We start from the raw sequence: 16,568 nt of genomic DNA, 5'->3' as shown, positions 1-16,568 counted from the left end.
CTCCGCCCACTTGACGCCTGGCCCGACCACCCCGGGCCGGGGCCTCCGACGAGGCTAGGCCGCCGGGCGGGCGGGGGCGGCCGCGACACCGGCGGCGCTCACCCCAACGGGCCAGCCGGGCGGGTTCGCTAGGGTGGACGCCATGGACGAGCAGCCTTCGGTGGACGAGCAGCCTTTGCTGGACGAGCAGGTGACGGTGCCGTTCGGGAACTTTCCCGAGGTGCGGCGAGCGGTGGACGCCGACCTGGCCGGGCCGGTGGCCGAGGCGTTGAAGCAGTGGGACGCCGAACTCGCGCGTTCCGTGCGGTACGTGGACACCGACCCGGAACTCGCCGACACCGCCGTGTTCTGCGCCGCGTACGACGTCCCCGCCGAAGCGTCCGCGAACTGCGTGGTGGTCGCCGCCAAGCGCGGCGGGGAGACCACCCTGGCCGCCGGAATCGTGCTGGCCACCACCCGGCTCGACGTCAACAAGGCGGTGCGCGGCCACCTCGGCGCGCGCAAGGCCTCGTTCGCGCCGATGGACACCGCCGTCGGCGAGAGCGGCATGGAGTACGGCGGCATCACCCCCGTCGGCCTGCCCGCGCACTGGCCGCTGCTGATCGACGCCGCCGTCGCCGCCACTCCGTGGGTGCTGATCGGCAGCGGCCGGCGGCGCGGCAAGCTGATCCTGCCGGGCGCGGCACTGGCCGCGCTGCCCGGCGCGCAGGTGCTGGACGGGCTGGCCGGCTGACCCGGGGCCGGTCCTCGAACCCCTCCACCTGCCCCCGCGACGTCCGGCACGACGGGCCCCCGCCCGGTGGGAACACCGGGCGGGCGGCGGCGGTTGGACCGGATGGTCCCCGCCGGGCGGCGCCCGGGCGGGCGGGCCACGCACCGCACCAGGGGTGCGGACGTCCCACGCGAGGAGTGAGAACGAAATGACCACGGACCGGGCTGTCCTGGCCGGCGGCTGCTTCTGGGGTATGCAGGAGCTGATCCGCAAACTCCCCGGCGTCCAGTCGACCCGCACCGGCTACACCGGTGGCGAGAACGCGCACGCCACCTACCGCAACCACCCGGGCCACGCCGAGGCGCTGGAGATCGTCTACGACCCGGAGCGGATCAGCTACCGCACGCTGCTGGAGTACTTCTTCCAGATCCACGACCCGAGCACCGTGGACCGGCAGGGCAACGACATCGGCAGCAGCTACCGCTCCGCGATCTTCTACACCGACGAGCAGCAGCGCGCCACCGCGCTCGACACCATCGCCGATGTCGACGCGAGCGGCCTGTGGCCCGGAAAGGTCGTCACCGAGGTGACGCCCGCGGTCGAGTTCTGGGAGGCCGAGCCCGAGCATCAGGACTACCTGCAGCACTACCCCAACGGCTACACCTGCCACTACCCGCGGCCCGGGTGGAAGCTGCCGGCGCGCGACGCTTCCTGACGGCCCGGCAGGGTTCGAGCGACGACGGCCGCCGATCGGAGATACCCGGTCGGCGGCCGCTGCACGCTGGTCGGGGGCTCGGGGGCTCGGGGGCTCGGGGGCTCGGGGTCGGGTGCTCGGTTGCCCCTGCGGGTGGCCGGGTTCTGCGGGGTGCGTGTCAGTGGTCGGCGCGGGCGCGCAGCAGGGCGTCCAGGGAGTCGACGATCCAGTCCCAGGACGCCTGGGGGTCGACCGGCGTGTGGGCGAAGCCCCCGGCGGCCTCCAGTTCGATGTAGCCGTGGAACGCCCCGCCGAGCAGGCGCACCGCGTGCGTCTGGTCCGGCTCCGGAAGGTGGTAGCCGCGCAGGATCGCCCTGGTCAGCTGGGCGTGTCGGGGCGCCGCGCTGGCCGCGGCGGTCTCCGGGTCCAGCCGGAGCCGGGTGGCCTGGTAGCGCCCGGGGTGCTCGCGGGCGTAGCCGCGGTACGCCTCGGCGAACGCGGCGAGTGCGTCGCGGCCCGCCCGTCCGGCGATCGCGTCGGAGGCCCGGTCGGCGAGCTCGGTCAGCGCCAGCAGGGCGATCCGCACCTTCAGGTCCTGCGAGCTCTTCACGTGCGAGTACAGGCTGGCCACCTTCACGTCGAAGCGCCGGGCCACCTCCGTCACCGTGACCTGGTCGAAGCCCACCTGGTCGGCCAGCTCCGCGCCCGCCTTGGTGAGGATCTCCGCCGACAGACCTGCACGCGCCACCGGACCCGCCTCCTGCTGTTCGATCGTGCCGTACGTCCACGATTATCCATTTGCCTAAACGATTTAGGCAAATTAGCGTGGTGTTTTGTGAGAGAGCTGACCGACTCCGAGATCCGTGCCGCGTTCCTGAACTGTTCCAAGGGCGAGGCGAAACGGCTGAACCTGCCCCGCGAGCTGTCCGAGCTGCCCTGGGTCGACCTCGACTTCCTCGGCTGGCGAGATCCGCAGGCCCCCGACCGCGCCTACCTGGTCACCGTCCAGGACGACCGCCCGCAGGCCGTCGTCCTGCGCAGCTCGTCCGCCGCCGGCTGGCAGCTCCGCCGCAGCATCTGCTCCCTCTGCGTCACCGCCCACACCGGCGGCGTCTCCCTCCTGGTCGCCCCGCTCGCCGGCCCCGCCGGCCGCCAGGGCAACTCCGTCGGCGCCTACATGTGCAGCGACCTCGCCTGTTCGCTGTACGTCCGCGGCCTGCGCGAAACCGGCACCCGGATCCACGAATCGCTGACACCGGAGCAGCGGATCGACCGGCTGCGCGGCAATCTGGCAGGCTTCCTCGCCAAGGTGCGAGGTGCGGAGGGGAATTGAAGGGATCGGGGATGAGCGGAATGAGCCGGGTCGAGGGGGACGTCGACGCGTTCGAGGCGCTGGAGCGCCGGATCTGGGCCCGGAGCGCCACCGGCTACGCCGCGAGCGTCGCCCGACTCTGCGCCCACCCCGTCCCCGCTCTGCTCGACGCCGCCCACGTCCGGTCCGGCAGTACGGTGCTCGACGTCGGCACCGGAACGGGCACCGCCGCCGTGGCGGCCTGCGCCCGCGGAGCCCGGCATGCTCGCCGAGGCCCGGCGCGCCGCGCCCGAAGCGAAGGTGTGCGTCGCGGTCCTCCCCGAACTGCCCTTCCCCGACGGCTCGTTCGATGCCGTCGTGGGCAACTTCGTCCTCAACCACACCGGCCGACCCGCCGCGGCACTCGCCGAGCTGCGCCGCGTCCTGCGCCCCGGCGGCCGACTCGCCCTCACCACCTGGGCCGCGCCCGCCCCGCCCGGGCAGTCCCTGCTCGCCCGCGCCTTCGAAGCCGCCGGAGCGACCCGGCCCGCCGACCTGCCCCCGCCGCCCACCGCACTCGCGGCCGTCACCGACCTCGACGACTTCCGCGCCCTGCTCGCCGCCGCCGGCCTGAACGAGGTCTCCGGCCGCCGGCTGCGCTGGAACCACCGGACTGGTGCGGAGGCGTGGTGGAGCGGCCCGGCGAGCGGAGTCGCGTTCCTGGGTGAGCTGCTGCGCCACCAGCCGCCGGACGTCCGGGCGCGGGTGCGGCGGGAGTTCGACCGGCTGGCCGCCGAACTCCGGTCCAGTGACGGAGAGTTGGATCTTCCTCATGCCGCGCTGCTGGTGTCGGCCCGCCGCTGAGGTCAGCGGGCGCGGTCGGCTGCTTCCCGGGCGGTCAGGAGTTCGTCGAGGTGGGTCTCCGCCCAGGCGCGGGCGGTGGCCAGCAGGGGGAGGAGGCTGCGGCCGAGCGGGGTCAGCCGGTACTCGACGTGGCGGACGGGCCCGGGCAGGGCGGTGCGAAGGACGAAACCGTCGCGCTCCAGGGAGCGGAGCGAGGCGGTGAGGACCTTCGGGGTGACGGTTCGCAGCGGGATGCGGAGCTCGGAGAAGCGGCGGGGGCCGCCCTCCAGACACTGAATGATCAGGCCGGCCCACTTGTCGCCGACCCGGATCGGAACCAGCTCGGACGGGCAGACCGGGTCGAACATGTCGGGGTCCAGGGGTTTGCGCACGGTGCCACCGTAGTGCGGTATCCAGGCGGTAACCACGGGGGTGACTACCTTTCGGACACGTAGCGCAGAGTGCGCGACGGACAGTTCGAGAGAAGGCAGGGCACCGTACTCATGGGCGAGATCGTCATCTTCGGCGCGGGCGGACGTACGGGACGGGCAGCCGTGGCGGAGGCCGTCCGCCGGGGGCACCGCGTCACCGCGGTGGTGCGGAACCCGGACGCGTACCGGGAGTTGGCCGGTGAGGGCGTCCGGGTGGTGGCCGGCGACGTCACCGACGCCGATGCGGTCGCGGAGCGGGCCGCCGGGCACGACGCCGCGATCGCGGCCGTCCACGATCCGGGTGCGCAGGCGGAGGCGTTCTTCACCGCCGCCGCACGCGCCCTGCTCGACGGGCTGGAGCGGGCAGGCGTCCGGCGGCTGGTCACCGTCGGCCTGGCCGCGAACCTGGAACTCGCGCCCGGCGTGCCGCTGATGGACGCCCCCGGCTTCCCGCCGGAGTTCCGCGCGTTCTCCCTCGCCCACGCCGCCGGCACCGCCGTGCTCCGGGCCGCCGACACGACCACCGTGGACTGGCTGGTGGTCAGCCCCGCCGGCGACTTCGATCACACCGGCACACCCGGCGGCCGCTGGACCGCCGCGACCGGCGACTTCGCCGCCCGCGTCACCCCCGCCGACCTCGCCCTCGTCCTGCTCGACGAGATCGACAGCCCGCGCCACCACCGCACGCACCTCGGCGTCGCCGGGGCGTGACGGCCGACACCGCTCAGCGCACCTCGGCGGAGATCTGGGTGCCGAGTTCGCGGAAGCCGAGACTGGCGGCGACCCGGCGGGAGGCCGGGACACGGGCGCGCCACTGCGGGAGGAGGCCGGCGGCGAGGGCGTGCCGGGTGGCCGCGGCGGCGGTGCGGCGGGCGAGACCCCGGTTGCGGTGGGCCGGGTCGGTGAGGACGCCGAGGTGGGCGAGGGCGAACGGCCAGGCGCGGTAGCCGCAGGCGGCGATCGCCCGGCCGTCGGCGAGCACCGCGAAGGCGGGGGAGGTGAGGGTGTCGAGCCCGGCCTCCTCGGCGTCCGCGGCGCCCGCACGGTGCTCCAGGTCGCGCAAGCGGGCGTCGTGTGCCGGGAGTCGGTGAACCGGCAGAGGAGTGACCGGCGGCCGGAGGCCGTCCGGGTCGAGGTTGGCGAGCGATGCCGGGCCCAACAGCCGGCCCAGCGGCAGGAGTTCCCCCAGCCGGTCGGCGTCCCCGGCGACCGCCGCCGGGCGTTCCCGCAGGGCCGTCCGCAGCAGCGCCGCCCGCCGCTCGTCCGGCGCGGTCGCCAGCACCGCGCCGCCCAGCGTGATCAGGCCGACCCAGCCGGGCGGGCACAGGCCGGAGTGCGGGGAGACCACGACGGTGGCTTCGCCGACCGGCGGGAAGGGCGCGGGCACCCCGGCAAGCCCCTCCCATCGACGCCAAACCGCTTGCAGCAAGGTGGAGTTCGTCATCCCCCGCATCCTGCCCGGACGCCCCGGCGTTCCGCACCTCGAATTCCCGGGTGGGCGAGCGGCGATCGGGCCGTAGCCTGTGCACCCATGCGGAGATCGAAGCCGGTGGTCCACCTGCTGTCCGGGCTGCCGGGAGCGGGAAAGACCACGTACGCCAAGGAGTTGGAGCGGCACGGGGTGGTCCGCCTGTCCGTCGACGAGCGGATGACGGCACGGCACGGACGGCTCGGGACGGACTACCCGGAGGCGGAGCACCTGGCACTGCTCGGGGAAGTGGTGGCGCAGGTGCGGGCGGAGCTGGCGGAACTCGTTCGGGCCGGGCGGTCGGTGGTGCTGGACCACGGGCTGGGAACGCGCGCCGAGCGCGACGCGTACAAGCGGCTGGTCGTCGGGCTCGGCGCGCGGTGGCGGCTGTGGCACTTCCCGGCGCAGCAACCGGAGTTGCTGCGTCGGCTGGCCGTGCGGGAGGAACGGGGCGAGGGCGTTCGGCTCTCGGCTGCCGCGCTGGCGTGGATCGCCGCGCGCTCCGAGGAGCCGTGTGGTGAAGGGGAGGAGCCGACGCCGGGTCAGTGGCCGCCGTGCGGGCGGGCGCAGCCGCCTTCGAGGTAGACGCCGTGGACCTCGATCCGGCCTGCGCCGGAGAGGACGCCGCTGAGGCAGCCGCCGGAGCCGGGGACGGACAGGTCGAAGTGGACGCCGTCGCCGGAGGCGGAGAGGGTGGCTCCGGGGTAGTCGAGACCGGTCAGCAGGGTGCGGGCCTGGGCCTCGTCGGCGGGGGTGTGCTTCGCGGCGGCGGCCGTGATCCGGGCCGTGTGGGCCTCGCCCCGGCAGCGCTGACTGTCCGTCAGGTTCACGGTCTGCAAGTAGGCGTGGTTCTCGGCGTACTTGGAGTTCTCCGGGTCCGTTCCGCCCGCTGCGGCCGTCGGGGGCGCGGCGGTGGGCGCGGCGGTGGACTTCCCCTGGCAGAGCTTCGCGATGTCGGGGAACCTCCGGTCCGCCTCGGCGAGTTCGCGCTTCCGGTTCTCCTCCGCCTCCTGCTGCACCGTGCTGATGCTCGCCGACACCTGCGGGTCCGGCGTCCCGGTGGCCGATCCGGAGTCGGTCACGTGTGTGCTGCCGCAGCCGGTGAGCGCCCCGGCGGTGGCGAGCGCGACGGCGACGAGGAGCAGGGCAGGGCGCTTCATGGCGAGAACTCCAGGCGAACAGTGGCGGACCCGGACGGTCCGACCCCCCGACAGGCATCCTTTCGTATGCGATACACCGTTCGCCAGAGTATCCGTACTCAGCTTCGGGTCCGGCCCGGGTTCGGCGGCCCGAAAAGGCGTGGACGGGGCCGAGCGGGGCTGCGACGATCGCCGCAGCGCGTCGGGCCGGACGCCGAGGGGCGGGGCCGGCCCTCGGTGATCGTCCCGGTCCCGGCAGGGAGGAAGCGGATGGCGGAGAGCGAGCAACACCTGCGGCACCGGCAGTCGTTCGGCGCCGCCGCCGGGGCGTACGCCGCGCACCGCCCGGACTACGCGCCGGCCGCCGTCCGCTGGGCACTCGGCCCGGCGCCCGGTCGGCGGGTGCTCGATCTGGGCGCCGGTACGGGCAAGCTCACCGGGTGCCTGCTCGCGGCGGGCGTCGAGGTCGTCGCGGTGGAACCCGACCGGGCGATGCTGGCCGAACTGCGCCGGGAGCTGCCGGAGGTCCGGGCGCTGACGGGCAGTGCGGAGTCGATTCCGTTGCCGGACGGGTCCGTCGACGCGGTGGTCTCCGGCAACGCGATGCACTGGTTCGACATGGACGCGGCCGCCCCCGAGATCGCCCGGGTGCTCGCACCGGCCGGCGTGCTGGCCGGCCTGTGGAACCTGTTCGACGACGGCGTCCCATGGGTGGCCGGGCTCGCCGCGGCCGGCGGGAGCGAGGCGGTCGGCCCACGCGACGTCCCCGCGGGCTGGCGCGCCGTGACGGCCGCCCTGCACCTGCCCCCGTCCGGCGGCCCCGCGCCGTTCGGCGCGGCCGAACAGGCCGAATTCCCGCACGGGCAGCGCCGAACCGCCGAGTCGCTGGTGGCGACGCTGGGCACCAAGGCGGGCATGCTGGTCATGCCGGAGCCCGAACGGCAGGCGCGGCTGGCCGCGGTCCGGGCCTTCCTGGCGGGCCGGTCGGAGACGGCGGAGGGCGAGTTCGTCCTGCCGATGCGGACGGGGGTGCTGCGGGCCCTGCGACGGTCTGTCAGATGACGGTGGACTGCGGGGGCCTGATCGGTGATCTGCCGGACAGGCCCCGGGTGCGGGGCGAGGGGCGGGCGCGGGCCGGCTTCGTGGACGCAGGTGGTGGAGCCGGTCCGGCGTGCCCCTGATGCCGCTACCGGGGTCGGTTCTGGTGGAGCGGGACGGCGTAGACCGGTTCCGGGCCGAAGCCGGTGAAGCCGGACCTGCGCAGGATCGGGCCGGAGGTGGTCGGGTTCGCCTTGACCAGGGCCATCGTCGCGCCGTGGGTCACGCCGTAGGCCAACCGGGCGGCCAGTATCGAGCGGTAGATCCCGCGCCGCCGCCAGGCCGGGGCCACCACGCCCCCCGACAGCCGGGCCACGCCGTCGACGACCGCGACGCCGCCGGTGCCGACGGGCTCGCCGTCCACGTAGGCGACGAGCAGGCCGCCGTGCCCGGCCGGGAGTTCGCCGCGGAAGCCCGCCGCTTCGATCGCCAGGCCGTTCCGGGCGGTCGCCGTGTCCGTGGCCCAGCGCAGCGAGACGTCGACCGCCGGCGGTCGGAGAGCGGGCGCGCCGGCGCGGAGATCCGCGGCCAGGATCTCCAGTACGAGCTTCACCTGCCCACCGCGGGCGGCCAGTTCGGCGGGCAGGCCCTCCGGGGCGCCGAGCAGGACCTGCCAGTCGAGCGTGGGCGGCCCGAAGGCGCGGGCCCGTGCCACCACCGCGTCAACAGCCTGGGACAGGGGGCGAGTCGGGGTGAAGGAGACCACCGAGAGATCGAAGGCGACGTAGTCGGGCAGCCGGAGGATCGTGTACTCCGCGTCCGCGACGACCTCGGCGTCGTCCGGCATCCACACCCAGGCCGCACCGGCGGCGGCGACGTCAGCAACTGTCAGGCTCATGCGGAGGAGCGTACGAGAGCGGTGCGTGCCCGTACGAGCGCTGTTGCAAGATCAGGACCGGACGGTGACACAGCTCGTCGCCGCTGCGGCGGTGCGCCGCCCGGCGCCGTCCGATCGGTGTCGACGAGCAGTTGTGCGCGCGTCAGTCGAAGGCGGCGACGAGCCGGACCCCGTCCTCGCCGAAGCGGCCGGCCAGGGCCTGCATCACGGCGAAGACGTGCGGCCAGTGGGAGGTGCTGCCGAGGAGGTGGGCGGCGGTCAGGGGTTCGTAGCGGCAACGGAGGTCTCCGCTGGTCCACTCCGTGGGGTGGGCGGAACGGTCGAGGTCGACGGGCGGCGGGCCGACGGCGTCGAGGACGTCCGGAGGCCACTGGTCGGGTACGAGCCGCTGCCGGTGCGGGGACGGCGGTGAGGACGCCGACGACCAGGTCAGGCGGCCGGTGTGGTGGACGGGGGTGGCGGCGGGGTCGAGGCGGGCGATCTCCGCCCAGCCGACCCAGGTGGCGCCGTGGTAGTCCCCGGCGTCCACGGCCGGTTGCATCCAGGGCCGAAGGCCGCTCGACAGGTCGGGCGGAAGGCCGCGGTCGGCGGCGAGCGGGCGGAAGCCCGCGTCGTTGCGGACCCCGAACAGGCAGCCGAAGGCGTCATGGTCGGTCCGGTCGTACAGCGGCCACAGGTTCATTGCCAGGACCCACGGCTCGCCGTCGTAGTAATCGGTGTCGACGCCGGGATGGTGGAACTCGATGCCGCCGTGGATGTCGGTGCTCACGGACGCTCACGGTAGTGCCCCGGGGCCCGGCCGGCACCTGGTTTTCGCTGGTCAGGAGGGGCGGTAGGCTCGGATCCCATGTCCATCGACCTCGGATTCACCTGCGCCTGCTGCGGCGAGCGGCACGCGGAGACGCCCATGAACTTCTCCAGCCCGGCCCCCGACTACTGGGAGCCCGACATGGAGCACGCCCCGGACTGCGAGTTGACGTCCGACCAGTGTGTGATCCGGGGCGAGGCGTTCTTCGTGCGCGCCCTGATCGAGCTGCCCGTCGTCGGTCGGGACGAGGTCTTCTCCTGGGGCGTCTGGGTCTCGCTCAGCGCCAAGAACTTCGCGCGGGCGTGCGAGCTGTGGGAGACCCCCGGACGCGAGTCGGAACCGCCGTACTTCGGCTGGCTGTCCACCGAGCTGTCGCCGTACACGCCGTCGACGATCAACCTGAAGACCATGCTCCACACCCGCCCCGTCGGCGAACGCCCCACCCTCGAACTGGAGCCGACCGACCACCCGTTGGCGGTCGAGCAGCGCACCGGCATCACCGTCGAGCGCATCCAGCAGCTCGCCGGGGAACTTCTGCACCCCCAGGCCTGACACGACCTCGACGGCCGAGAGCCGGCGGCCGCCCTCGGCGTGTGCCGGGGCGGTCCGCGGGGGCGTCGGTGGCGGCGGCCGGGGATTTGTCAGTGGGGGGCGGTTGGATCCCGGGGAGGGAAGGGAGGCGCCGGGATGGCGTGTCGGGGAGTGCTGTTCGCGCTGGCGGAATCCGAGTGGGCGCGGCTGTCGGCGTGCGACGGGGACGAGGAGGTGAGGGCGCTCGTCGAGGAGGTGGAGGAGGCCTGGGACGAGCCGCGGGTGTGTGAGCTGGACAAGGCGTGGGACGCGTTGCACCGGTGCCTGACGGACGGTCGGCTGGAGTACGGGAACGGGGAGTTTCCGCTGTCGCACGCCGTGCTGGGCGGGCGGCCGATGTACGACGGGGACGACTACGTGGTCTGTCGGGTGGAACCGGGAGAGGTGCGGGCGGTCGCGGCGGCGCTGGAGGGGATCGACGAGGCGTGGTTGCGGCGGCGGTACGCGGAGCTGGAGTTCGAGGAGTACGACGGGGCCCGCGGCGAGGACGACCTGGCGTACACGGTGTCCTTCCTGCCGGACCTGCGGGAGTTCTACCGGCGGGCGGCGGAGGAGGGGCGGGCGGTGGTGTTCACGGTCGATCAGTGAGCCTCACCGGCATCGCCCTTCACGACTTTGCCATGAAATGATCATTCTTTTGCCGGGGCAATGACCTCGGGCGGACCATCGGAACGGGTCGAATCTCTTTCGCACACCAGCCCGTTCAGCGAAAGGCACCCGTCCGATGAGCAGCAGTGTCGCCCGTCCCACGCCCGACCAGCAGTTGCGTGCTGCCGCCGCCCGGCTCGACCGGCGGCGGTTCCTGACCGTCACCTCGGCCGCCGCCGCGCTCGCGTTCGGCGTCAACCTGCCGAGTGCGCACGCCGAGGAGAACGAGCTCGCGGCGCGCACGCTCACCGAGAACCCGTTCACCCTCGGTGTGGCGTCCGGCGACCCGCTGCCGGACGCGGTGGTGCTGTGGACCCGGCTGGCGCCGCGTCCGCTGGAGCCGGGGGCGGGGATGCCGCCGGCGGGGAACGTCAAGGTCGGCTGGGAGGTGGCCCGGGACGAGCGGTTCCGCCGGATCGAGCGGCGCGGCACCGCCCGGGCGCACGCCGAGTTCAACTGGTCGGTGCACGTGGACGTGGACGGGCTGGAGGCGGGCCGCGCGTACTGGTACCGGTTCACCGTCGGCCAGTGGAGCACCCCCGCCGCCCGCACCCGCACCGCGCCCTCGCACGGCCGCAAGCTGGACAGCACGAAGATCGGCCTGGTGTCCTGCCAGGCCTACGAGGACGGCTACTTCACCGCCTACCGGCACCTCGCCCAGGAGGACCTGGACGCGGTGTTCCACGTCGGCGACTACATCTACGAGTACGGCATCGACTCCGCGGGCGGCGACCGAAAGTACACCGACCGCGTGCTGCCGGCCGCCCTCGACCACGAGACCACCACGCTCGCGGACTACCGGCTGCGGTACTCGCTCTACAAGACCGACCCCGACCTGCAGGCCGCGCACGCCGCGCACCCCTGGTACGTCACCTGGGACGACCACGAGGTGGAGAACAACTACGCCAATGGCATCCCCGAGAAGAACCAGGACCCGGCGCCGTTCGTCGCCCGCCGCGCCGCCGCCTACCGCGCCTACTGGGAGAACCAGCCGCTGCGGATGCCCAAGCCGGCCGGCACCGAGCTGACCCTCTACCGCCGCTTCCAGTACGGGCAGTTGGCGCAGTTCGACATCCTCGACACCCGCCAGTACCGGGACGACCAGGCCAACGGCGACGGCTGGCAGTACCCCACCCCCGAGTCCGAGGACCCGAAGCGCACCCTGATGGGCGCCACCCAGGAACGCTGGTTCGCCGACGGGCTGCGCCGCTCCAAGGCGCTGTGGAACGTGGTGCCGCAGCAGGTGGTGTTCTCCCGCCGCAAGAACACCACCGCCGCCAGCTCCAAGCTGTCCATGGACGCCTGGGACGGCTACCCGGCCGCCCGCGAGCGATTCCTGACCGCCGTCGAGCAGGCCGGCGTGCAGAACCTGGTGCTGCTCACCGGCGACGTGCACGTGGCCTACGCACTGGACGTCAAGCGCAACTTCGACGACCCGAACTCCCGCACCGTGGGCGTCGAGTTCGTCGGCACCTCGATCAGCAGCGACGGCGACGGCGAGGCCCACCCGTCCAACTGGGCCACCCTGACCGCCGCCAACCCGCACATGAAGTTCTACGACGGGCGGCGCGGCTACACCGTGGTCACCCTCGACCGCCACCAGGCCCGCGCCGACTACCGGGCCGTCACCCACATCACCCGCCCCGACGGCGCCCTGCTCACCGCCGCCTCCTTCGTCACCGAGGCCGGCAACCCGGGCGTCAAGCCCGCCTGAGCATGCCTGAGCCCGCCCTTGACGGCCCGTCGGCCCGCCGCTGCGTCAAGCGCCGTAGCGGCGCCGGCGGGCCGCGAAGGCGCGCAGCGCGCGCAGGAAGTCCAGCTCGCGGAAGGCCGGCCAGTAGGCCTCGCAGAAGTAGAGCTCCGCGTAGGCGCTCTGCCACAGCAGGAAGTTGGACATCCGCTGCTCGCCGCTGGTGCGGATCACCAGGTCCGGGTCGGGGCGGCCCGCGGTGTACAGGTGGCGGGCGATGGACTCGGCGGTCAGGGTGTCCGCGATCTCCCGCACCGGCCGTCCGGCGTCGGCCTGTTCGTGCAGCAGGTCCCGGACGGCGTCCACCAGTTCCTGCCGTCCGCCGTAGCCGACGGCAAGGGTGAGCTGGGCGCCCGTCGTACAGTCGGCGGTCGCCTCCACCGCGTGTTTCAGGGCGCGGGCCGTCGAGTCGGGCAGGGTGTCCAGATCGCCCGCCAGGTGCACCTGCCAGCGCGGGCGGGGGACTGCCAGGTGGGCGGCCAGCACCTCCTCGATCACCCGCATCAGGAAGGCGATCTCGTCGTCGCCGCGCTGCTGGAGGTTCTCCGCCGAGCACACGAACACCGTCACGTGCCGCACCCCCAGCGCCTCGCACCAGCCCAGTACCGAGCCCACGTGCTGCGCGCCGAAGCGATGCCCGAGACGGGTGTCCGCGAGGCCGCGCTCGCGGGCCCAGCGGCGGTTGCCGTCCATGATCAGCCCGATGTGCCGGGGGAGTTCGGCGCCGGTGAGCCGGCGGCGCAGGCGGCGGGTGTACAGCGTGTACAGCGGAGCGGTGAGGCGCATGTGACGTCCCTTCAAGGGGCGGGCAGTGCATACTGGGAGACATGAATAGCACGCGTCGCGTGCTATCGGGAACCGGAACGGAACCAGGTGCGCACCAACGACGCCCAGATGCTTGTGCTGTCCGCGCTCGCGGACGGCCCGCTGCACGGCTACGCCGTCAACACCGCCATCGAGCGGATGACCGGCGCCCGGCTCGGCCGCGGCAGCCTCTCCGGCGCGCTCGCCCGGCTGCACGGAAAAGGCCTGATCGCCTACCTGGGCGGCGACGGCCGACGCCGCCCGATCCGCCTCACCGACGACGGACGGGCCGCGCTGGGACGGGAGTTGGGCGCACTCGCGGACGTCACCGGCCGGCTCTTCGAGACCGTCGTCCCCGACCGGATCGCCTACCAGGAACGACTCGCCGCCACCGACCAGGTCCGCGCCTACAAGCAGGTGCTGCTGGACGCCCTGGACGCCCGCCCCGGGCAACTGGTGCTCGACTGGGGCTGCGGCCCCGGCACCGACCTGGACGCGCTCGCCCGCGCCGTCACCGCCCGTGGCCGCGTCCTCGGCATCGACCACGACCCGGCGATGGTCCGGGAGGCCGCCGGGCGGGCCGCCGCCCTTCCCGGGGTCCGGGTCCTGCGTGCCGACGTGCACGCCCTGCCGCTGGCCGCCGACAGCGCCGACCGGGTGCGCACCGACCGGCTGCTGCAACACCTCGCCGACGTCCCCCGGGCGCTCGCCGAAGCCCACCGGGTGCTGCGCCCCGGCGGCCGGCTGGTCGCCGCCGAACCGGACTGGGACACCCTGGCCGTCGACCACCCCGACCTCGACCTCGCCCGCGCCTGGACCAGGCACCTCGCCGACCGGATCGTCCGCAACCCCGTCATCGGACGTCAACTGCCCAGACTCGCCGAACAGTTCGGCTTCGACGTGCGGTCGGTCGTCCCCGTCACCTCGGTCTACCGCGAGGTCCGCGCCGCCGACCAGGTGCTCGGCCTGCACCGCAACACCGAACGCGCCGTCACCGCCGGCTACCTGACCCGCCGCCAGGCCGAGGACTTCCTCGACCACCTCGCCCGCGGACCGTTCCTGGCCTCCGTCACGCTGCACGTGATCACCGCCGAGAAGCCCCGGAACTGAGCGGGCCGACCCGCTCCGGGCGGGAGCGGGGCGGCCGTACGGGCGGCGGGGAGGCTCAGGACCTCGGGGAGGGCCGTACAGGCTGCGGGGAGGCTCAGGACTTCGGGGAGGCTCAGGACTTCGGGGAGGCTCAGGGCTTCGGGCCGCAGAAGGCGAGGTCGATCAGGTCGAGGACGGCCGGGGTCAGCTCGGCGCCCTTCTGCGGGTCGTACGGGTTCGCGGACACGGCGATCTGGCGGGTGCCGGAGCGGTCGCCGAACAGGTAGGTGACGTAGCCGTGGATCCCGCCCGGGTGGCCCCAGACGTCGCCGCAGGACAGCCGGAGCTGCATCAGGCCCAGGCCGTAGCGGGTCGGCGGCTGTTCGTCCGCCGCCACCGTCGTCGTCATCTCGGCGAGCTGCGCCGGGGCCAGCAGGCGGCCGCCGAGCAGGGCCGCGTCGAACCGCGCCAGGTCGTCCGTGGTGGAGATCAACTCGCCCGCCGCGCCCGCCATCGACGGGTTCAGCTCGGTGATGTCGGCCGGGCCGTCGGACAGCGCCAGGTACCCGTGGCTGTGCGGCCCCGGAACGGCGGTCGCGGTGCCCGGCAGGAAGGTGTGGCGCAGCCCCAGCGGCCGGAGCACCCGGCGGTCCACCTCGGTGCGCCAGTCGTTGCCGGTCACCCGCTGCACCAGCTCGCCCAGCACCAGGTAGTCGGTGTTCGAGTAGTGCCAGCCCCGGCCCGGCGCGAAGTACGGCTGGTGCGAGACGCCGATCGCGATCAGGTCGCCGGCCCGGAGGGTCTTCCACCGGTCCACCGCGAGCAGTTGGCGCAGCTGCTCGTCGGAGTCGTACGCGAACCGCGGGTCCTCCAGGAAGTCGAACAGGCCCGCGGTGTGGTTCATCACCTGGCGGACCGTGATGTTCCCGCCGTTCGGGACCACGCCCGGCAGGTGGCGCTCGATCGGCTCGTCGAGGTCGATGCGGTGCTCGGCCGAGAGCTGGAGCACCACGGTGGCGACGAAGGTCTTGGTGAGGCTGCCCGCCCGGAACTCCCCGTCCACCGGCGCGGGTTGCCGGGTGGCCAGGTCCGCGACGCCCGACGTGCCGCGCCACACCGCCCGCCCGTGGTCGCGCACCTCGGCGATCGCGCCACTGGCCCCCGCCCGCCCGGTCAGCGCGTCCAGCCCCTGCTGCAACGAGGCCCGCTGCGGCACCGGCACGGACCCCGGCCCGGCGGCCCGCCCGGCGGCCTGCGCGACGGTCTGTGGGGTGGCCTGCCCGGCGGCCTGCCCGGCGGCCTGCGCGGTGGGCGCGAGGGCGAACACCGACGCACCCGCCAGCAGGGATGCGGCCAGCCGCCGTGCGGATCGGTACTTCTTCACACGAGTCTCCTTCGACAAAACGCTCTCCGAGCCCTGACAGAAGGGGTTCGTCGCCCGTCAGCTTCACGGCTCCGCCACCTCCGCGGCATCGCTCGCCGGGAGGAGGTGGCGGATCGGGAGATCCTTCTCCGGAAGGAAGGCAGTGCGGATGGCCCGGGTGGCGGCCCGCCCGAGGGCGGGTCAGCCGACGGGCTTGCGGGCCTCGATCAGGGTGCGGGAGGTGGTGGAGACGAACGCGCCCTTGTGGGTGATGTGGTCGTGCAGTTCGTGCAGGCGGTCCCGGTAGCGGTCGACGGTGAAGTCCGGGACCGCCCAGACGACTTTGCGCAGGAACCAGACCACCGCGCCGACGTCGAAGAACTCCAGGCGGATCCGCTCGTTGCGGCACTGCACCACCTCCAGGCCCGCCGCGCGGGCTCCGGCGGACTCGACCTCGGGCTCGCGGGAGCCGTCGGCCTCGAACGGGCCGAGGAAGTACTCGCTCAGCTCCAGGTTGGAGCGGCCGCCGATGTGCTGCCCCAGGTAGCTGCCGCCCGGGGTGAGGATCCGGGCGATCTCCGACCACTGGACGGCGGCCGGGTGGCGGCTCGTCACCAGGTCGAACGAGCTGTCGCAGAAGGGGAGTTCGGTGTCCGGCTGGTGCGTCACCAGGACGACGCCGAGCGGGTGCAGCAGGCGGGTGGCCAGCGCCGCGTTCGGGGGCCAGCCCTCGGTGGCGGCCATGGTGGGCGGGAAGTTCTCCCGGCCGGCACCCGCCAGCACCTCGCCGCCGCCGGTCTGGAGGTCGAGTGCGGCCGTGGCGGTCCTCAGCCGTCCGCCGAGCAGTCGCTGGAAGCCCCAGGAGGGGCGCTGCTCGGTGGCCCGGCCGTCGAGCCAGGAGAAGTCCCACCCGTCGACCGGGGCGGTTGCGGCCTCGTCGAGGAGGTCATCGAAGGAAGCGTCCATGCCAAGTATGGAAGCATCCGGAAGCCGCTGCGGGT

General features: G+C 73.8%; 20 protein-coding genes. 11 read left to right on the top strand and 9 right to left on the bottom strand.

The window, feature by feature from the left end; genetic code table 11:
* Positions 1 to 142: 142 nt before the first annotated feature.
* Both ACIQF6_RS17725 and msrA read left to right on the top strand, forming a co-directional pair.
* Positions 143 to 733, top strand: a complete 591-nt coding sequence (locus ACIQF6_RS17725; protein ID WP_400895736.1) for a YbaK/EbsC family protein — start codon at positions 143 to 145, stop codon at positions 731 to 733.
* A gap of 187 nt (positions 734 to 920) precedes the next feature.
* Entirely contained in the window at positions 921 to 1,427 is a 507-nt protein-coding gene (gene msrA, locus ACIQF6_RS17720) for a peptide-methionine (S)-S-oxide reductase MsrA (protein WP_400895734.1), read from the top strand.
* A gap of 157 nt (positions 1,428 to 1,584) precedes the next feature.
* Here the strand turns inward: msrA and ACIQF6_RS17715 are convergent, their stop codons facing one another.
* Complete coding sequence (locus ACIQF6_RS17715) at positions 1,585 to 2,154, bottom strand: TetR/AcrR family transcriptional regulator (protein ID WP_400895732.1); 570 nt, start codon at positions 2,152 to 2,154, stop codon at positions 1,585 to 1,587.
* An 87-nt stretch (positions 2,155 to 2,241) separates the two neighbouring features.
* Between ACIQF6_RS17715 and ACIQF6_RS17710 the strand changes: the two genes are divergently transcribed.
* The gene (locus ACIQF6_RS17710) at positions 2,242 to 2,739 is read left to right on the top strand and encodes an FBP domain-containing protein (protein ID WP_400895730.1); all 498 of its coding nucleotides are present in this window, start codon (positions 2,242 to 2,244) and stop codon (positions 2,737 to 2,739) included.
* Between the two features lie 240 nt (positions 2,740 to 2,979).
* Positions 2,980 to 3,561: a class I SAM-dependent methyltransferase gene (locus ACIQF6_RS17705; protein ID WP_400895728.1), complete on the top strand. Its 582-nt coding sequence runs from the start codon at positions 2,980 to 2,982 to the stop codon at positions 3,559 to 3,561.
* A 2-nt stretch (positions 3,562 to 3,563) separates the two neighbouring features.
* Here the strand turns inward: ACIQF6_RS17705 and ACIQF6_RS17700 are convergent, their stop codons facing one another.
* A complete protein-coding gene (locus ACIQF6_RS17700; RefSeq protein ID WP_400895726.1) occupies positions 3,564 to 3,932 on the bottom strand; it encodes a winged helix-turn-helix transcriptional regulator in 369 nt (122 codons plus the stop codon).
* A 111-nt stretch (positions 3,933 to 4,043) separates the two neighbouring features.
* Here ACIQF6_RS17700 and ACIQF6_RS17695 point away from each other — a divergent pair, with 111 nt between their 5' ends.
* A complete protein-coding gene (locus ACIQF6_RS17695; protein WP_400895723.1) occupies positions 4,044 to 4,682 on the top strand; it encodes an NAD(P)-dependent oxidoreductase in 639 nt (212 codons plus the stop codon).
* Positions 4,683 to 4,695: 13 nt separating this feature from the next.
* Here the strand turns inward: ACIQF6_RS17695 and ACIQF6_RS17690 are convergent, their stop codons facing one another.
* Complete coding sequence (locus tag ACIQF6_RS17690) at positions 4,696 to 5,415, bottom strand: GNAT family N-acetyltransferase (protein ID WP_400895720.1); 720 nt, start codon at positions 5,413 to 5,415, stop codon at positions 4,696 to 4,698.
* A gap of 87 nt (positions 5,416 to 5,502) precedes the next feature.
* Here ACIQF6_RS17690 and ACIQF6_RS17685 point away from each other — a divergent pair, with 87 nt between their 5' ends.
* On the top strand, positions 5,503 to 6,024 hold the full coding sequence (locus ACIQF6_RS17685; protein ID WP_400895717.1) for an AAA family ATPase: 522 nt from the start codon (positions 5,503 to 5,505) through the stop codon (positions 6,022 to 6,024).
* Here the strand turns inward: ACIQF6_RS17685 and ACIQF6_RS17680 are convergent.
* The gene (locus tag ACIQF6_RS17680) at positions 5,982 to 6,599 is read right to left on the bottom strand and encodes a hypothetical protein (protein WP_400895715.1); all 618 of its coding nucleotides are present in this window, start codon (positions 6,597 to 6,599) and stop codon (positions 5,982 to 5,984) included. The two genes, ACIQF6_RS17685 and ACIQF6_RS17680, sit on opposite strands and share 43 nt — an antisense overlap.
* 249 nt (positions 6,600 to 6,848) lie before the next feature.
* Here ACIQF6_RS17680 and ACIQF6_RS17675 point away from each other — a divergent pair, with 249 nt between their 5' ends.
* Positions 6,849 to 7,640: a class I SAM-dependent methyltransferase gene (locus ACIQF6_RS17675; RefSeq protein ID WP_400895713.1), complete on the top strand. Its 792-nt coding sequence runs from the start codon at positions 6,849 to 6,851 to the stop codon at positions 7,638 to 7,640.
* 124 nt (positions 7,641 to 7,764) lie between these two features.
* On the opposite strand, the gene ACIQF6_RS17670 is transcribed toward ACIQF6_RS17675, so the two are convergent.
* Positions 7,765 to 8,514, bottom strand: a complete 750-nt coding sequence (locus ACIQF6_RS17670) for a GNAT family N-acetyltransferase (RefSeq protein ID WP_400895710.1) — start codon at positions 8,512 to 8,514, stop codon at positions 7,765 to 7,767.
* Between the two features lie 142 nt (positions 8,515 to 8,656).
* Entirely contained in the window at positions 8,657 to 9,283 is a 627-nt protein-coding gene (locus tag ACIQF6_RS17665) for a hypothetical protein (RefSeq protein ID WP_400895708.1), read from the bottom strand.
* Between the two features lie 78 nt (positions 9,284 to 9,361).
* Here ACIQF6_RS17665 and ACIQF6_RS17660 point away from each other — a divergent pair, with 78 nt between their 5' ends.
* The 3 genes from ACIQF6_RS17660 (at position 9,362) to ACIQF6_RS17650 (ending at position 12,275) form a co-directional block, all read left to right on the top strand.
* Entirely contained in the window at positions 9,362 to 9,874 is a 513-nt protein-coding gene (locus tag ACIQF6_RS17660; protein WP_400895705.1) for a DUF2199 domain-containing protein, read from the top strand.
* A 135-nt stretch (positions 9,875 to 10,009) separates the two neighbouring features.
* On the top strand, positions 10,010 to 10,501 hold the full coding sequence (locus ACIQF6_RS17655; RefSeq protein ID WP_400895703.1) for a YfbM family protein: 492 nt from the start codon (positions 10,010 to 10,012) through the stop codon (positions 10,499 to 10,501).
* Positions 10,502 to 10,637: 136 nt separating this feature from the next.
* Positions 10,638 to 12,275, top strand: a complete 1,638-nt coding sequence (locus tag ACIQF6_RS17650) for an alkaline phosphatase D family protein (RefSeq protein WP_400895700.1) — start codon at positions 10,638 to 10,640, stop codon at positions 12,273 to 12,275.
* Between the two features lie 45 nt (positions 12,276 to 12,320).
* Here ACIQF6_RS17650 and uppS read toward each other — a convergent pair whose 3' ends face one another.
* Positions 12,321 to 13,097: a polyprenyl diphosphate synthase gene (gene uppS, locus ACIQF6_RS17645; RefSeq protein ID WP_400895697.1), complete on the bottom strand. Its 777-nt coding sequence runs from the start codon at positions 13,095 to 13,097 to the stop codon at positions 12,321 to 12,323.
* Positions 13,098 to 13,184: 87 nt separating this feature from the next.
* On the opposite strand from uppS, the gene ACIQF6_RS17640 reads away from it, so the two are divergent.
* Positions 13,185 to 14,225: a methyltransferase domain-containing protein gene (locus ACIQF6_RS17640; protein WP_400895694.1), complete on the top strand. Its 1,041-nt coding sequence runs from the start codon at positions 13,185 to 13,187 to the stop codon at positions 14,223 to 14,225.
* 130 nt (positions 14,226 to 14,355) lie between these two features.
* Here the strand turns inward: ACIQF6_RS17640 and ACIQF6_RS17635 are convergent, their stop codons facing one another.
* Positions 14,356 to 15,588: a serine hydrolase domain-containing protein gene (locus ACIQF6_RS17635; RefSeq protein ID WP_400895692.1), complete on the bottom strand. Its 1,233-nt coding sequence runs from the start codon at positions 15,586 to 15,588 to the stop codon at positions 14,356 to 14,358.
* 180 nt (positions 15,589 to 15,768) lie between these two features.
* A complete protein-coding gene (locus tag ACIQF6_RS17630; RefSeq protein WP_400895689.1) occupies positions 15,769 to 16,533 on the bottom strand; it encodes a methyltransferase domain-containing protein in 765 nt (254 codons plus the stop codon).
* Between the last annotated feature and the right edge of the window lie 35 nt (positions 16,534 to 16,568).

The organism is Kitasatospora sp. NPDC092948 (assembly GCF_044754805.1).
GTDB lineage: Bacteria > Actinomycetota > Actinomycetes > Streptomycetales > Streptomycetaceae > Kitasatospora.
The sequence above is the reverse complement of the archived record's forward strand: the minus strand, read 5'-3'. Positions and strand labels throughout refer to the sequence as shown.

Coding starts and splice junctions, on each gene's coding strand:
- ACIQF6_RS17725 (WP_400895736.1), top strand. CDS start 143: ATGGACGAGCAGCCTTCGGTGGACGAGCAGCCTTTGCTGGACGAGCAG.
- msrA (WP_400895734.1), top strand. CDS start 921: ATGACCACGGACCGGGCTGTCCTGGCCGGCGGCTGCTTCTGGGGTATG.
- ACIQF6_RS17705 (WP_400895728.1), top strand. CDS start 2,980: ATGCTCGCCGAGGCCCGGCGCGCCGCGCCCGAAGCGAAGGTGTGCGTC.
- ACIQF6_RS17695 (WP_400895723.1), top strand. CDS start 4,044: ATGGGCGAGATCGTCATCTTCGGCGCGGGCGGACGTACGGGACGGGCA.
- ACIQF6_RS17690 (WP_400895720.1), bottom strand. CDS start 5,415: ATGACGAACTCCACCTTGCTGCAAGCGGTTTGGCGTCGATGGGAGGGG.
- ACIQF6_RS17685 (WP_400895717.1), top strand. CDS start 5,503: ATGCGGAGATCGAAGCCGGTGGTCCACCTGCTGTCCGGGCTGCCGGGA.
- ACIQF6_RS17680 (WP_400895715.1), bottom strand. CDS start 6,599: ATGAAGCGCCCTGCCCTGCTCCTCGTCGCCGTCGCGCTCGCCACCGCC.
- ACIQF6_RS17675 (WP_400895713.1), top strand. CDS start 6,849: ATGGCGGAGAGCGAGCAACACCTGCGGCACCGGCAGTCGTTCGGCGCC.
- ACIQF6_RS17670 (WP_400895710.1), bottom strand. CDS start 8,514: ATGAGCCTGACAGTTGCTGACGTCGCCGCCGCCGGTGCGGCCTGGGTG.
- ACIQF6_RS17660 (WP_400895705.1), top strand. CDS start 9,362: ATGTCCATCGACCTCGGATTCACCTGCGCCTGCTGCGGCGAGCGGCAC.
- ACIQF6_RS17655 (WP_400895703.1), top strand. CDS start 10,010: ATGGCGTGTCGGGGAGTGCTGTTCGCGCTGGCGGAATCCGAGTGGGCG.
- ACIQF6_RS17650 (WP_400895700.1), top strand. CDS start 10,638: ATGAGCAGCAGTGTCGCCCGTCCCACGCCCGACCAGCAGTTGCGTGCT.
- uppS (WP_400895697.1), bottom strand. CDS start 13,097: ATGCGCCTCACCGCTCCGCTGTACACGCTGTACACCCGCCGCCTGCGC.
- ACIQF6_RS17630 (WP_400895689.1), bottom strand. CDS start 16,533: ATGGACGCTTCCTTCGATGACCTCCTCGACGAGGCCGCAACCGCCCCG.